This window comes from Sphingomonas sp. PAMC 26621, assembly GCF_000251145.1.
Lineage (GTDB): Bacteria > Pseudomonadota > Alphaproteobacteria > Sphingomonadales > Sphingomonadaceae > Sphingomonas.
This window is the reverse complement of sequence record NZ_AIDW01000066.1, coordinates 1-15,399: the sequence shown is the minus strand read 5'-3', so window position 1 is coordinate 15,399 and position 15,399 is coordinate 1. Positions and strand designations below refer to the sequence as shown.

General features: G+C 60.8%; 9 protein-coding genes and 2 pseudogenes. 5 read left to right on the top strand and 6 right to left on the bottom strand.

The genetic code is table 11. The features are described 5' to 3' along the window. Together RI03_RS22130 and RI03_RS25500 are read right to left on the bottom strand one after the other, a co-directional pair. Nucleotides 1-265 (bottom strand): helix-turn-helix domain-containing protein (locus tag RI03_RS22130; protein ID WP_026046998.1); only part of this gene is annotated, 265 nt, incomplete at its 3' end. Between the two features lie 43 nt (nucleotides 266-308). After that, nucleotides 309-554 carry a BLUF domain-containing protein gene (locus RI03_RS25500; RefSeq protein WP_010220036.1) on the bottom strand — a complete coding sequence of 82 codons (246 nt, stop codon included), beginning with the start codon at nucleotides 552-554 and terminating at the stop codon, nucleotides 309-311. Nucleotides 555-908: 354 nt separating this feature from the next. Between RI03_RS25500 and RI03_RS22120 the strand changes: the two genes are divergently transcribed. Both RI03_RS22120 and RI03_RS22115 read left to right on the top strand, forming a co-directional pair. Then, complete coding sequence (locus RI03_RS22120) at nucleotides 909-3,764, top strand: PAS domain S-box protein (RefSeq protein WP_010220035.1); 2,856 nt, start codon at nucleotides 909-911, stop codon at nucleotides 3,762-3,764. 255 nt (nucleotides 3,765-4,019) lie between these two features. Next, nucleotides 4,020-4,577: a recombinase family protein gene (locus RI03_RS22115; protein WP_010220034.1), complete on the top strand. Its 558-nt coding sequence runs from the start codon at nucleotides 4,020-4,022 to the stop codon at nucleotides 4,575-4,577. Between the two features lie 550 nt (nucleotides 4,578-5,127). On the opposite strand, the pseudogene RI03_RS23305 reads toward RI03_RS22115, so the two are convergent. The 3 genes and pseudogenes from RI03_RS23305 to RI03_RS22105 all read right to left on the bottom strand — a co-directional run bounded on the left by RI03_RS23305 (nucleotide 5,128) and on the right by RI03_RS22105 (nucleotide 8,933). After that, nucleotides 5,128-6,060: pseudogene (locus tag RI03_RS23305) on the bottom strand (IS110 family transposase). Nucleotides 6,061-6,232: 172 nt separating this feature from the next. Continuing rightward, a complete protein-coding gene (gene uidA, locus RI03_RS22110) occupies nucleotides 6,233-8,161 on the bottom strand; it encodes a beta-glucuronidase (RefSeq protein ID WP_010220031.1) in 1,929 nt (642 codons plus the stop codon). Nucleotides 8,162-8,180: 19 nt separating this feature from the next. Further along, complete coding sequence (locus RI03_RS22105; protein WP_010220030.1) at nucleotides 8,181-8,933, bottom strand: FadR/GntR family transcriptional regulator; 753 nt, start codon at nucleotides 8,931-8,933, stop codon at nucleotides 8,181-8,183. Between the two features lie 62 nt (nucleotides 8,934-8,995). Between RI03_RS22105 and RI03_RS22100 the strand changes: the two genes are divergently transcribed. From RI03_RS22100 to RI03_RS22085, 3 genes are all read left to right on the top strand, one after another. Next, the gene (locus RI03_RS22100; RefSeq protein ID WP_238542507.1) at nucleotides 8,996-11,404 is read left to right on the top strand and encodes a TonB-dependent receptor; all 2,409 of its coding nucleotides are present in this window, start codon (nucleotides 8,996-8,998) and stop codon (nucleotides 11,402-11,404) included. Nucleotides 11,405-11,474: 70 nt separating this feature from the next. Beyond that, nucleotides 11,475-12,532 (top strand): IS630 family transposase gene (locus tag RI03_RS23300; protein ID WP_443208572.1). Its coding sequence is split into 2 segments (ribosomal slippage): nucleotides 11,475-11,960 and nucleotides 11,963-12,532, totalling 1,056 coding nucleotides; the frame shifts between segments, so codons are not numbered across the junction. An 84-nt stretch (nucleotides 12,533-12,616) separates the two neighbouring features. Further along, nucleotides 12,617-13,126, top strand: coding sequence for a MucR family transcriptional regulator (locus tag RI03_RS22085; RefSeq protein ID WP_010220024.1), 510 nt, complete (start codon nucleotides 12,617-12,619; stop codon nucleotides 13,124-13,126). A gap of 259 nt (nucleotides 13,127-13,385) precedes the next feature. Here the strand turns inward: RI03_RS22085 and RI03_RS25495 are convergent. Next, a pseudogene (locus tag RI03_RS25495) lies at nucleotides 13,386-14,825 on the bottom strand (IS1182 family transposase). Nucleotides 14,826-15,399 lie beyond the last annotated feature (574 nt).

Below are 15,399 nucleotides of genomic sequence, written 5' to 3'. Positions count from 1 at the left end.
GACCGGGGGCTTTGCCGTCGAGCAAGCCGTCGGGCCCGCTGGTATTGAAGCGCAGCACCCAGTCTCGAACCGTCTGCAAACCAACGCCGCCGACCTGTGCCGCCGCGTGCCGCGCACCACCATCGTAAATCACCGCCAGCGCCAGCAGCCGCCGGACCTGATTGGCGTCACCGCTCAAACGCGCCAACCTTCGAAGACCAGACCCGTCGAAATCGTCCCTTAGCCCAACCGCTGATGCCACCGCCAACCTCCCACCGTTTGCGATGTTGAATCAGATCATGACCGACTTGGGAATCCCCGGCGCTGAGTCAGGCTCCGAGGGACTTGGTATCAATGTCAGTATGCCGGCGATCTGCGCGGATGCGGCCCATCGTCCGTCCGACGTTATCGGGATCACCCTCGATCACCTGTGCAAAGTTTTCACCGTTTGCCCAAAGCATTCCCGTTACCTCAAGCTGTGCGTTGCACCGGATCGATGATGATAGAATAGCCTCGATTTCCTTGGGATCGGCACCAATGATCGACCGGCTGATATATATAAGGCGACGGAGCATCGGATGCTAACGTGCGGGCTCGAAATACGCCCCGTTCTTTCACCGCAATTGGTGATAAAGGATAGGAATGTGCCCTCTCGAAAGGGACCCGGTTTCGAGAATGCCGCGTCGTCCACGGACAGGCTTAGCGTAGAGTCCCGGTTCACATCGGCATGCCGATGATCTCGCCAGCATTCGCCTACGCAACTCCACCAGCGTCAACAAACACGTAAGGACAGCCGGAAGTCCGTCAGATACAACGCGATGCCATTGAGGAAGACGTTCGCACGGTCTAGTCACTAGACCAAGCGTGCTGACCGGCGGGCGGCGGGCTGAACCGACCGACCGACCGAACATAACACATCGGAAAAGCAGATGCTCAGTTTCCTCGTCGACGGTGGCCAGATGGGGGCTGCCATCCGTGCCTACGATTGGAGCGAGACTGTACTGGGCGCGCCTGCGGGATGGCCGACTTCGTTGAAGACGTTGGTCAGCGTCGTGCTCGGCTCCAACCAGGCCATGTTTGTCGCTTGGGGTGTGGAGCAGACGCTGTTCTACAATGACGCATATGCGACCATCCTGGCGGACAAGCATCCTGAGGCGCTCGGCCAGCCGTTCATGCAGGTATGGGCAGAAATCGCGGCTGACCTGACGCCGATTGTTGATCAGGCCTATGCCGGTTTGCCTGTCCACATGGATGACATCACCCTGATGATGCAGCGCCGCGGCTACGTCGAGGAAACGCACTTTGCATTCTCCTATACCCCTGTTCGGGGTGAAGCCGGAGCAGTGGAGGGGCTGTTCTGCGCCTGTACCGAGATCACCGATCAGGTCCTGGCCGAGCGCCGTCGTGCCGCTGATACCCAACGGCAGCGTCGCCTGTTTGAAAAAGCACCAGGGTTCATAACGATCTTGCAGGGGCCCAAGCACGTGTATGAGTTCGCGAACGCGACCTATCGCCGCCTGTTCGGCGATCGAGAATTCATTGGCAAGACAGTACGTGAGGCCTTTCCTGAGTTAGCGAACCAAGGGTTCTACGAGCTACTCGACAGTGTCTATCAGACTGGCGAACGGTTCGTTGCGCATCACATCCCGGTCTTGCTGAATGCAGAAGCCAGCGACCGGGTCGAGCGTATCCTCGACTTCATCTATGAACCGATCATCGATGATTTCGGCAACGTGACCGGCATTTTCGTCGAAGGCCAAGACGCCACCGATGCACACCGCACGCAGACTGAATTGCGAGAAAGCGATGAGCGTAATCGGCGTATTGTGGAGGGCGTGAAGGACCATTCCATCTTCACTGTCGATACCAAGAACCGGGTAATGGACTGGACGCCTGGCGCCGAGACCGTCTTTGGCTGGTCCGCCGACGAGATCCGCGGCAGCTCCGTCGATATTCTGTACACGTCTGAAGACCGCGCAGCTGGCGTTCCGACGCAAGAATTGATGACAGCACGCGACGAAGGCTGCGCTAATGATGAACGCTGGCATGTTCGACGTGACGGAAGCCGGTTCTTTGCCAATGGCTCAGTTCGTCCATTGCACGACGCTCAGGGCACGATCACTGGCTTTATCAAGATTGCTCGCGACGAGACCGAACGACGTGCGGCCGAGGCCACCCTACGTGAGACCGAACAGCGCTACCGCCTTGCCGCCAAGGCGACCAACGACGCGATCTGGGACTGGGACCTGGCATCAAACTGCGTAGAGTGGAACGAGGCGGTCCAGGTGTTGTTCGGCTATGCTGAAGACGATATTCAGTCGACCGGTGACTGGTGGATCGGTAACATCCATCCCGATGACCGTGAGCGGGTCGACAGGGATATCCACGCGATCATCGATGGGGCAGGCGACCATTGGGCGTCCGAGTATCGCTTTCGCCGGGGCGACGGCAGCTTCGCCGATGTTTTCGACCGTGGGCACGTCATCCGCAATGAGGACGGAAGCCCCGTCCGCATGATTGGCGCGATGTTGGACCTGACTGAGCCCAAACACGCGGAGAAGGCACTTCGGGAGCTCAATGAGACGCTGGAGGCCCGCGTTGTGGAGCGAACGGCCGACCTCATGACGACGCAGGACGCGTTGCGTCAGGCGCAGAAGATGGAAGCGGTCGGTCAGCTTACTGGCGGCCTCGCGCACGACTTCAACAACTTGCTGACCGGTATCTCCGGCAGCCTGGAGATGATGCAAATCCGTATTGCGCAGGGCAGGACGGCCGATGTCGAACGCTATGTCGGTGCAGCACAAGGGGCGGCCAAGCGCGCGGCAGCTCTTACCCACCGGCTGCTTGCCTTCTCACGCCGTCAGACGCTTGCTCCCAAGCCCACCAACGTTAATCAGCTCGTCAGCGGAATGGAGGATCTGATCCGCCGCACGGTTGGACCGTTGATCGAAGTGGAGACGGTCAATGCTGCCGGACTTTGGCCTAGCCTGATCGATCCCAGCCAGCTCGAAAACGCCATCCTCAATCTGTGCATTAACGCCCGGGACGCGATGCCGCATGGCGGCACAATCACGATCGAAACCTGCAACCGGTGGATGGACCAGCGGATGGCTAAGGAGCGCGGCCTGGATCCCGGTCAGTACATTTCGCTATGCGTGTCCGACAAAGGAACCGGTATGTCGCCGGAGGTGATCGCCCGCGCGTTTGATCCGTTCTTTACCACCAAACCGATAGGCGAGGGTACCGGCCTCGGCCTTTCGATGATCTACGGCTTCGCCAAACAGTCGGGCGGCTCAGTGGCAATCTACTCAGAAGTCGATCAGGGCACGATGGTGTGCGTCTACCTCCCGCGTCATCAGGGCGAGGCCGAATTGGACGACGTAGAGACGGAAGCCGAGGCCGCGCCGCGGGCCGAAGCCGGGGAGACGGTGCTGGTAGTCGATGACGAGCCAACCGTGCGCATGCTTGTCGCCGAAGTTTTAACCGATCTGGGCTATACCGCGATTGAGGCCGCAGACGGGGCGGCTGGGCTGAAGGTTATCAATTCAGACCTACGTATCGATCTGCTCGTCACGGACGTGGGGTTGCCAGGCGGGTTGAACGGCCGACAGGTGGCAGACGCTGCACGCGTCGCACGGCCCGGTCTGAAGGTTCTGTTCATCACCGGATATGCGGAGAACGCCGTGTTAAGCCACGGCCATCTCGACGCCGGGATGCACGTCCTTACCAAGCCATTCGCGATGGACGTTCTGGCAGCTCGGATTCGAAATTTGATCGAGGGGTAATCCCCGCAAATGAAGGTAACTTGAGCCAGTTTAGCGAGCCAGGGCAGAGGCCCCCGCGTCAGCTAGACCATTTTCCCAGAATCTGTTCCTGATTGGCTTTCCCGAAATGGACATGCGCCGATAGGGAAACGGGAAAGCCATTGCGTCGCTAAACTCCTAAGTTCTGCGACAGCCAGACGACCTACGAATTTCCGGCGGATAGACTGTCGCAAAAGTCTATTGCTAAAGTCCGAGATTTCGATGCATATTTGCGACATGCTGATCGGTTATGCCCGTGTTTCCACCGAAGATCAGGATTTGCGGCATCAGCGTGCCACATTGAAGGAGGCCGGTTGCACTCGAACCTTTGAGGAAAAGGCGTCGGGTGCGAAGCACAATCGGCCTGAGCTAGCTAGGATGATCGAGCAGCTGCGCAGCGATGATACGATCGTAGTCACGCGGCTCGATCGGCTTGCGCGGTCGACCCAAGACCTCCTCGATATAGCCGAGAAGCTGAAAGAAGCTGGGGCAGGGCTCCGTTCGCTTGCCGAACCTTGGGCAGACACGACCTCACCAGCGGGTCGCATGGTGCTGACGGTGTTCGCCGGCATCGCCGAATTCGAGCGCGAACTGATCCACCAGCGCACCAGCATCGGGCGGGTAGCGGCCAAGGCACGGGGGGTCCGCTTCGGTCGTCCGTCCATGCTTACCGCTGACCAGATCGCCTTAGGACAACGCCTAGTAGGGGAGGGCACGTCAGTCCGCGAAGCCGCCAAGCTGCTCAAATGCCACCATGCCACCCTCTATCGTGCGTTGTCCGCTGCCACTGGCTAATAGCCCACCATTCCGACCGTTTCTGAACGCTTCGCAAAAAAGCTGCCGCCAACCCAGGACATTATCACACGTATGGTGGGGCTGTACTAATCGAGAAAAGGGCGGATCAACACCATAACGCGGCCCAAGGTTTGACAGCCATCCACCACTCGACCGGGGTTAGGTGTAGCGGCTCGCAATGATGATCGCCCGGAACTGCAACAAAGCGCAGTTTCCGGCTCGCATTGCGTGAGACGGATCGACGCGGCAAACGCACGCTCGGTGAGACAGGAACCACTTTCGGTGCGACCGACGCGCAATACGGATCCGTTCGCTCACCAATGACGAAAAGTGGGACGTTGCTGCCGTTCCCAAGCGACGCCTCATACGGCAGGTTTTGTTAAGAGCAGACACAAGACGTTTGTCCATCTGGCACGTGTGGACTCCTCCCCGCGGCGCAGGAGCTTTTGTGCAGCGATGAGCACCGGTCGGGTGCATCCGTGTGTTCAGCCTGTTCGCGCAGCACCGTATGGCTGATGGCCCCGATGAAGTCCGCAGGCCGGCTCCCTAATCACGACATCACTGCCCAGGCGATGCGCGCTGTCTTGTTGGCCAGCGCTACCGTCGCGATCTTCGGCGGTTTGCGTTCGAGAAGCTGTGCCAGCCGAGGTTGGGGAGCGGCATTCTTGCGCCATGCGGATGACTGCCGTCGCGCCGACTACGAGTCGCCCTCCCAAATAGCCGTTGCCCTGCTTGGTGATCCCGCCGAGCCGCTCCTTGCCGTCGGAGCTATCCGCTCGCGGGACAAGCCCGAGCCATACTGCGAACTGCCAGCCAGATTGAAACAGCGAGGCATCCGACACTGCCGCTGATATGGCGAACGCCGTCATAGAACCGATACCCGGTATCGTGGCGAGCCGGCGGCTTGTCGGCGGGGTGTCACGCGAGTATCTGTGCTTCCAGCCGGTCGACCTCGCTCGAGAGCACCCGTAGCTGGGCGGCAAGGGCGTGCATGGAAGAGCGGGCGAAACGCCGCCCGCGCCGACACCTATCACGATGCCACGCTCAGCCAGGTGCTCTCGCAGCGCGTTGATGAGCGTCGTCCGCGGCCGCACTTTTTATGTCGCGGCTCTTCTGGAGCATCAACACCGCCTGCTGCTCGACGGTCTTCACCGCAACGAACCGCATCGTCGGACACGTTACCGCCTCGCAAATGGCTTCAGCGCCGGCCGCATCCGTCTTCCCGCGCTTTACACAGGGCTTCACATAGGCAGGTGGCATCAGACTTACCTCATGCCCCAACGTTATCAGCTCCGAGCACAGTGATGCGCCGAGGTACGTGCCTCCATGCCGACCAGGCAAGCTGAAAGATCGGTGAAGAAGCCGATGACCTCTGCGCGCGGTAACTTGCGCCGCACCAGAACGGCACCGTCGCGGCCGATCGCGTGCACCTGAAACGCTCGTCGCCGAAATCCAGGCCGACGGTGACAACCTCCTGCTTCATCTTCCGACTGCTAGACGTGGACCTGCAACGACCGCGGTACTGCACAGCTACGCTGGTGCAGGGGCGGTCCACGCCATCACGTCACCCCCGGTCGCAAATACGAATGCATTCGCTTGCGCGTCCCGAGGCCGCGTTCGGTATGAATAAAGAACAGTGATTCCTTTACTCGTGCTTAACCCGGCGCGGTCTTTTCGAACCAAGTTCTTCGCAGCGCATGGGCGGCGAGCTTTGGTCGACGGTCTCGCGTGAAGACGCCCTTAAAGTTGGTCGCATCAACCCGCATCGTACTTTGCGAGGTGCGGAAATCCGCAAATGCCCAGGGATGTGCGCCGATCACGAAACTGTGCCGGCGCAAAACGCGAAGGTAGAGTTCAATTAGTTCGGATTGATATTCCTCGCTCCACATTGCGGGAGGTTCATCGTGTATTCCGGCGACCGCGTCGGCGCCGAATTCGGTGAAGATGATGGGTTTCCCCGGATGACGCGCGTGAAGCGCCAGCACTTCCTTCTCGAGCGTAGCCTCGGCCTCGGCTTCCTTGCCCGATACGGCATACCAGCCATTGTAACTGTTCGTGCAAATGAGGTCGCCTTGACCAACCCACTCCGGCGGACCGTTGTGCACGCTGACCAACGCCACTGCACGCGTCGCATCGAGCGAGCGCATGTGCGCAAAGATATCGGCGAAGAAGCGGGTCCCCTTCGCGACCGCGTCGGGCGCGGCGTCATTATACAGATGGAAGGACCTGGTGAGCGGTTCATTGGCGATCGACCAGAAGATTATGCAGGGATGATTACGGTCGCGCCGAACGAGTTCGCTCGCCGCTGCGCGCAACTGCACCCGTCGCGCCTCCACCACGTCGTCGGCATCCGAAAAGGTGAGGCTGACGCCCGGCAACTCCGCGATGACCAGGAAGCCATAGCGGTCAGCCAGCATCATCGCTTCCTCGGAATAGGGATAATGCGAAGTGCGGAAGCTGTTCGCACCGATCCATTTCAGCAGTTCGAAATCGCGAACCAGCACGGCAAGGTCGAGCCCGCGTCCGTGGAGGAGGAAATCCTCGTGTTTGCCGAAGCCGCGCAACTGCAGCGGCTCTCCGTTCAATAGCAGCCGCTCGCCATCCACCTTGATCGTGCGGATGCCGACATCGAGCCGGTAGGAATCGAGAACGCCATCCGCACCCAGCGCTATGTCGAGCTGATAGAGAAAGGGATCGTCCGGGCTCCACAATCGAGCGGCCGGTACGCGCACAGTCCCGCGCCCCTTCCCCCTGCTGATAGCCACGATGGCGCTGATCGGGCGTTCGCCGCCCGACAGCGTTACGCGCGCGGCGCCCGACCAGCCCCCGCTGACGGTCACTGCGACGTCGACCAGCCCGGTCCGGCCTTCACGCGTGGTGACGACGGTGACGTCGCTGACATGCTGTGGCGGGAGCGCACACAGCAATACGGGGCGATGCAGACCGGAATACGGGAAGAAATCATAGCTCGTCTGCGGGAATTCCTCGACCCAGAAGCGCGATTTCACGGGATCGGGTATTGCGGGCACGCGGTCGAGCCGCAAGCTGTTCTCGACCAGCACCGTGAGCCGATTGGCCTCGCCGAAGCGGCCCGCGGCGCCGCAATCGAAAGCGAACGGGAGATGTCCGCCGAGATGCTCGCCGAGCGATTGCCCATTGAGCCACACCTTCGCGCGATAAACGGCCGAGCCGAACCGCAGCACTACCCGCCTGCCGCGCCAGCCCGGATCGATCTGAAAGCTCGTCTCGTACCACGCCGCATCGGTATAGTTGCGCGCGTCATCGAACAGGTCGTTCCAGCTGCACGGCACGGGAATCATCCGCGTGTCGCGCAACCCGTCGAACCAGCGTTGCGCTTCGCCATTGCCCTCCGGATCGAGCCGGAACCGCCACAGGCCCGACAAATCACGCGTCGCGCGAGTCGGGCTTTCGTGCGGATAGAGGAGCGATACGGGCTGTGAAGGCGCAGCCGCCGAGGATTCGGCGGGGGCCGGGCTCGCCATCGCGAGAGACGCGGCGCCGGTCAGCGCAAGCGCCTCGCGCCGTGACATCGCGAGCGCGCCGCGGGGATCCGGGTCGGTCATATCCTGTATACCTTTTGCTTCAGCAGCCTGTAGCGTAACGTCGACGCTGCGCCGCGACGCGCTCGCGTGCCTGTTCGACCTCATGAACCTCGGTCGCCTGCATAAGCGAATCGAGCACGCGGGTCAGATGATGCCGCATTGCGCCCCGCGCCGCTTCCGGATCACCTTGTCGCAATGCGGCGACGATGAGCGTGTGTTCGTCCAGGCGTGGAATGACGCCCGCCGCATGTGCCTTGTCGCCCATGAATTTATATTGAGGCGAGCGCTCGCGCGCGTCCCACAACAGTTCCACCGACGCCACAATGCCGCTGTTCTGGGTCGCCTGCGCGATCAACATATGAAACCGGCGATCTGCGTTTTCCGATCGGGCAATGTCGCGGCCATTTTCCCAGCCCATCTCGGCCACCAGAGCGGTCAGCGCGTCGAGGTCTGCCTCCGTAATGCGCGTCGCGGCCAGCGCGCAGGCCTCGCCTTCGATCGCTCGACGTGCCTCGAGCAGTTCAAAGGGGCCGATATCGGCCTCCATCGATGTTCCGCCTCGCGGCGCCCGAGCGGTGACATAGACGCCGGACCCTTGTCGCACCTCGACCAGCCCGTCGAGCTCGAGGGCAATGATCGCCTCGCGCACGGTCGGGCGCGAAACGGCATAGGTCTGGGCGAGCAGCCGCTCCGAGGGCAGGCGTCCGCCGACCTCTACCTCGCCCGCAGCGATCTGGCGCGCGAGATCATCCGAGACGCGTTGATACAAGCGAGCGCTGGAAGCTTTGACCATCGCGTCGGGATAGCCGAGACGATCGACAGGGGCAACCGATTAGACCGATTGCGCGATCTTATATGACCGCCCCTTGCAATTGGTCAGGCCGCATTGTAGCAGCGCCTCAAGGCTGTTCGAAAGCAGCTACTTCTTCAGGAGGGTTTGTCATGATGGTCTCGAAACACCTGCTTTTCGGCACCGCGCTCTCGGCCATCATGGCGTTCCCCGCGGCCGCACAGACAACCCCGCAAGCTGCCAATTCCCCGCTGAGCGATGCCACCCAGATCGCTCCGGAAACGAGTTCTACGCAGGCGACCGCCCCCGAGGGTGCCGACATCATCGTCACTGCCCAAAAACGCAGCCAGAATGTTCAGGACGTGCCACTCGCGGTGCAGGTGGTGAGCGGCGACCAGCTGAAGGCGAACGGCGTTCGCGACTTCTCCGATTTGAATCGCGTAGCGCCGTCGCTGGTGGTCAAGCCAGCTGAGAACCCGGTCAACGCTTCAGTTTCAATTCGTGGCATCGGCACCTTTGCCTTCTCGATCGGTGTGGAGCCGAGCGTGGCAGTGCAGGTCGATGACGTTCCCGTGGCCTTCCAGGCGCGCGCCTTCGCCGATCTCGTGGATGTGGAGCGGATCGAGGTTCTGCGCGGACCACAATCGACACTGTACGGCAAATCCGCATCTGCTGGCCTGATCAACATCGTGACGCCCGGACCGACCAAGACGTTGACCGCGAAGGTTAGCTCGTTTGGTACGACCGATAGCGAATATGGCGGCAACGCGGTGATCTCCGGGCCGATCAGCGATACGCTCGGCTTCCGCACCACCGCCAATTACGACAATTATGATGGCAACGTCGATAATCTGACGACCGGCCAGAAGACCAATGGACGCCGAATCTTTTCGACCCGCAACAAGCTGGTCTGGACGCCATCGAGCAGCTTCACGACGACGCTTGCCGTCGATTATATCGACGGCAAGACTACGATCGGTCGACCGTTCATCCGTGTCGCGCCAGGCGCCCTGCTGCGCAACAACCCCGCCTACACCCAGGCCGTCTTTGCTCCGGGAATTACCGTGGGCCCCGACAACACCAGCGTCGACAACAATTACGGCGCCGGAACGCGGTATCACGATTTCGCGCAGTCGCTTCGCACGGCGGTCGATCTCGGCGGTCCCTCGCTCGTTTTGATCGGCAGTCACGATGCCTTTAAGCTCACCGACACGCTGGATCAGGACGAATCACCGATCGCCGCGCTTGACAATCGACAGTTCGGGACGTTCCGCTCGACGCAGTTCACCCAGGAAATCCGCTTGGTTTCGCCCGGGAAGGACCGGTTCCGCTACACGCTAGGTGCGTTCTACGCGGGCATTGACTATAGCCGCGACTTTACCCGTGGGCCTTACTATTCGCAGGCCCGGTGGTTCGCCCGCTCGAAGACCGACGAGGCCGACGTGTTCGGGCAGCTGGAATACGACCTGCCCACGAACACAACGCTGATCGGTGGCATTCGCCAAGGCCACGAACAAATCCATTATTCGTACAATGACATTCTGAACGGCAATGCCTTCTATACGGGCAACAACAGCGAAGACTTCACCACCTACAAGGGCGGACTCCAACAGCATTTCGGCAATGACATCGTCCTGTTCGGCACCTACTCGACCGGCCACAAAGGCCAGACCTATGATCTATCGACCGGCTTCAATCTGAACCGCGCACTCGCAGGCCCGGTCCGTCCCGAAACGTCAAAAGATTGGGAGGTCGGCGCCCGTACACAGTGGTTCGACCGGCGCCTGACTCTAAACGTCACCGCCTTCGACACACGCTACAACAATTTCCAGGCGCAGGGGATCGAGACGCTGCCCGACGGCACGGTCAATTACCGGCTGACCAACGTGGGCAAGCTTCGCACCCGCGGCATCGAGGGCGAGGCGTCGCTGCGCGTCGTGCGCGATCTCTCGCTCGCGGGCGGCGTGACCTATCTCGATGCGACCATCTTGAATTTCCCGGACGCGCAATGCTTCCCGACCCAGAGTGTCGCGCAAGGATGCGTCGCCGCAATTACCGGCGGCGCGCCGGCGCATCAGAACCTTGCGGGTGTGCGTCCGCCGCAGGCGCCGGAATGGAAATTGAACGGTTCGGTGGACTTCGCGCACGATCTTGGCTCGCTGCCCTTCCAGGGCATCATCCAGGCGTCGGCGACCTATCAAAGCGCAGTCAACTATTCGCTCAATCGCGACCCCGAAACATTCCAGCCTGGCTATACCATCGTCAACGTCACGTTCGGCATTCGCAACCGCGAAAAGGGCTATGAACTGGTCGGCTTCGTCAACAATCTGCTCGACAAGCATTATTACAGCAATCTTGCGGATTCGCGCGGCAACTATAACAATGCCTTTGCAACCCAGTCCTATCTACCGCGCGATTTCAGCCGCTATGCGGGCGTGCGAGCGTCCTACAGCTTCTATACCAGGATCCGATGATCGTGACTCGGAAGGGGTTGCCCGCGGCGGCTTGGTTTGATTCAACATGGCAAACGGACAGGAGTTTGCCATGCCGATCGCACTTCGCACCGACTTCGACGCTGTCATGGTACGGTCGGCCGCTCGTAACGCGAAGGATGGCGCCCAGGCGCGGCGCTTGCTCGCGTTGGCGGCGATCTATGAGGGGGCGAGCCGGACGGAGGCCGCGCGGCTCGGGAGCGTCACGGTGCAGATCGTGCGGGACTGGGTGGTGAAGTTCAACGCGACGGGGCCTGAGGGGCTGATCGACAAAAAGGCGCCGGGCAAGCTGCCGCTCCTGAACGCGACGCACCGCGCGGCTTTGGTCGAGGCGATCGAGCGGGGGCCGATCCCGGCGGCGCACGGCGTGGTGCGCTGGCGGATCATCGACCTGGCGCAGATGCTGTGGGACGATTTCTCCGTGTCGGTTTCGAGGCCGACGCTGAGCCGGGAGCTTCGTGCGCTGGGCTATCGGAAATTATCCGCTCGACCCAAGCACCATGCGCAGGATCCCGAGGCGATCGCAGCCTTCAAAAAGGGGGCTTTGCCGCTGAGCTGGACACGGTCAAAGCCACGCTCGCGCGCGGTACACCGATAGAGATCTGGTTCCAGGACGAGGCCAGGGTCGGACAAAAGAACAAGATCACGCGACGATGGGCCAAGCGCGGGACGCGGCCCTCGGCGCCGCATGATCAACGCACCAAATCGGCCTATATCTTCGGCGCAATCTGCCCGCAGGAGGGCAAGGCGGCCGGCCTCGTCCTGCCGTTCTGCAATACCGAGACGATGAGCCTGCATCTGGCCGAGATATCCCTGCATGTCGCGCCAGGCGCCCACGCCGTGGTGCTGATGGACCAGGCTGGCTGGCACATGACGCCGAAGCTCGAGCTTCCCTTCAACATTTCCATCGTCGCGATCCCGTCGAAATGTCCCGAGCTCAATCCCCAGGAAAACATCTGGCAGTTCATGCGCGACAACTGGCTCTCGAACCGCGTGTTCGGCTCCTACGACGACATCGTCGATTACTGCTGCGACGCCTGGAACAAGCTGGTCGATCAGCCCTGGAAAATCATGTCGATTGGGATGCGGAAGTGGGCTCAGGAGTTCTGATCAGTGAATCTTGGTATAACTCGCTGCTGTTGAATTAAGGGTTCTTGGCGGATTGTGATTTGGCTCTGATGTACGGAAACCGTAATGCCTACGAAAACGACCACTGTTGAACTTGCTGCCGAGATGACAATTGCGTGGCTCAGCAATCCAAATAACCGATCAACTGTCAACGAAGTGCCTGTAATCCTCAGATCGATGCACGACGCAGTTGCTAAGTTATCGGCAGCGACGGACGGCGACGGACCGAAAGCACCAAAGCCTGAGTATACGCCTGCAGTATCTATCCGCAAGTCGCTGGTCAACCCGGATTACATTATAAGCTTGATCGACGGCAAACCGTACAAGGCACTGCGACGTCACCTGACGATGAACGGTCTGACGCCGGATGAATACCGGGAACGCTACGATTTGAAATCCGATTATCCTATAGTTTCTGAAGGCTACAGCGAGGTGCGTCGCGCTATGGCAAAGAAGATTGGCCTGGGCCGGAAACCGGGTCAGCGTCCCACAACCCAGGCAGAAGCCACTTCCGAGACCCTACCAGCCCAACCCCGCCGCAAGACTAAGACCATCGCCTCCGTCAAGGCGGAATGACCGGTGCGGATTAGACATTAGTCGCATAAATTGTGTGATTTCGACACACATCATTCCGATAATCGGCAGTAATTTGCGTGTTGCAAAACTTATGCAGACCGTGTGGAAAGTCGTGAACAGCGCGGTCGGCGTCACCGATTTCCAATCTCGAGCGGTTGGAGAGCCAAATAAGCCCGAAGGTGCTCTTTGAGGGCCTTGAGGCAGCGAGAGACGGCCTGTTGGAGGTCCGGTTGGCGTTTGAGGCGCGAGAAGTCCGTTTTTACGCCCTCACCGCGGCGATCAGGCCCGGCACGCCGACCAGGGTGATGGCCCGTCTGATGTTGTAGGCGAGCGCGGTCAGGCTGAACTCGCCGCGTACGTTCTCGAGCCGGCGCATCAGGAACGCGCCTTGGCCCATCCACTGCTTGATAGTGCCAAAGGGATGTTCGACGCTGTTTCGCCGTTGGGCGAGTATGTCAGGGCGCAGTGCCAGCCGCGCTGCCATGCGGTCGAGAACAGCCTCGTTCTCCAGGCGCGAGACGCGGCGGAATGACCGGATGCAGCGTGGCTTCATCGTGCAGACGGTGCAGGCATCGCGGTTGGCATAGTCGATCTTCACATTGTCGCGCGACTTACCCCGGTAGCGCGGCGAGAGCGTTGCCCCAAACGGGCAGATAAAGACATCCTGGTCCGGCTCGTAGCGAAAGACTTCCTTGCTGAAAAAGCCCTCCCGTACGGCAGAGCCGCGGAGCGGCTTGGGCACATACGGGGTGATGCCTGCCGCCTCGCAGGCCTCGATGTCTTCGATCTTGAAGTAGCCGCGGTCGGCCACCGCATCGATCCGCTCGACGCCCAGTGCCTCCATTGCCGCTGTTGCGGTCTGCGCGAGCAGGCCCAGGTCAAGGACCTGGTTGCTCACCGCCTGCTCGGCGATCAGCTTGTGCTCACGTCGACCGCAAGCTGGATGTTGTAGCCGATCCCCACTTTGGTCATGCGCGCCATCGCGCGGGCGTCCGGATCGGTAAGCGAGATCTGGTCAGCGCCGGTGCGATCCAGTTCGGCAATCCATCTCCTTGTGACGGTCGCGCTTGCCCTGGATGGCAGCGATCTTCTCGGCCAGCTTGCCGTCGCGCGGGCCGGAACCGCCGCCCGGCGTGCGGTCTTCGTCGGCATCCCCTTCGTCGAGCCGTTTCATGTAGCTGGCGAGCTTCTCGTCGGCGTCCTGGATGAACTTAGCGAGCGATGCCCGAGTGAAGTTTCGGGTCCTGTTGTTGACCGCCTTGATGCGCGTGCCGTCCACCGCCACGAGCTCGCGTCCGAACAGATCGAGTTGACGACACAGCACCACGTACTCGCGGAACACCGCCTTAAAGGCGGCACGGTTGTCGCGGCGGAAGTCGGCGATGGTTTTGAAATCCGGCTTGAGATGCCGCAGCAGCCAGATGACTTCGATATTGCGGTGCGTCTCGGCTTCCAGGCGTCGGCTCGAACGGATCCGGTTCAGGTAGCCATAGATGTAGAGCTTGAACAGATCTGCCGGATCGTAGCCCGGCCGCCCCGTCGCCTTGGGTTGCGCCCGGACAAACCCGGCCGCGCCAAGGTCGAACCCGTCGACAAAGGCCTCGATGAACCTGACCGGATTATCCGGTCCGACATAATCATCAACCGCCTCGGGCAGCAACAGGAGCTGCGAGCGGTCCGTTCCAGACAGATGCGCCATGCCAGAAATGTACCATCGCAGCGATCCGCGGGAATCCTCACACCGATTTTCACACAGTCTGTCATAGTTGTGTGACATGCAGCACACACGTTTAATCCAAAGTTGACCGGCCAATCATGACGATTTTGGCCACTCGAAGAGATCGATTACTGTGGGAGAGGCGCCAGAGCGGCTCCCCACCGTATAGGGTGCGACATCAGGTAGGCCAGGTGCAGCACGCTGGTCAATTAACCCAGACAGGCTCTGACTCCGCCACGAGAAAGCTTCTGCTGCCGCTGCTATCCTCGACCGTTAGTGCGAGCACGAACTGCTCGATCTCGGCCTGTTGTATTAGGCCGGCTGCGATCCCCGTGATCGTGGTCCATGGCATGTCGCGGGGCACGCCATCCACCCGCGCAACGAGGCCGGCTTTGCTCGCTCCAGTGATGATGTTGCCGCACGCAGAGGGGGTGGTGAGGGTGAGCCTAGCACAGTGCAACACCGGGATCGTCAGCTCACCAACCAGGATCTTGGCGACGCCAGGACCAATGATGGTGTTTGCGCTGCTAGCGCTGTTTCAATGGTGTCGCCTGGA

Bases quoted from the DNA above. Each gene is read 5' to 3' on its own strand.
- RI03_RS25500 (WP_010220036.1), bottom strand. From the start codon at position 554: ATGCTCCGTCGCCTTATATATATCAGCCGGTCGATCATTGGTGCCGAT.
- RI03_RS22120 (WP_010220035.1), top strand. From the start codon at position 909: ATGCTCAGTTTCCTCGTCGACGGTGGCCAGATGGGGGCTGCCATCCGT.
- RI03_RS22115 (WP_010220034.1), top strand. From the start codon at position 4,020: ATGCTGATCGGTTATGCCCGTGTTTCCACCGAAGATCAGGATTTGCGG.
- uidA (WP_010220031.1), bottom strand. From the start codon at position 8,161: ATGACCGACCCGGATCCCCGCGGCGCGCTCGCGATGTCACGGCGCGAG.
- RI03_RS22105 (WP_010220030.1), bottom strand. From the start codon at position 8,933: ATGGTCAAAGCTTCCAGCGCTCGCTTGTATCAACGCGTCTCGGATGAT.
- RI03_RS22100 (WP_238542507.1), top strand. From the start codon at position 8,996: ATGACCGCCCCTTGCAATTGGTCAGGCCGCATTGTAGCAGCGCCTCAA.
- RI03_RS22085 (WP_010220024.1), top strand. From the start codon at position 12,617: ATGCCTACGAAAACGACCACTGTTGAACTTGCTGCCGAGATGACAATT.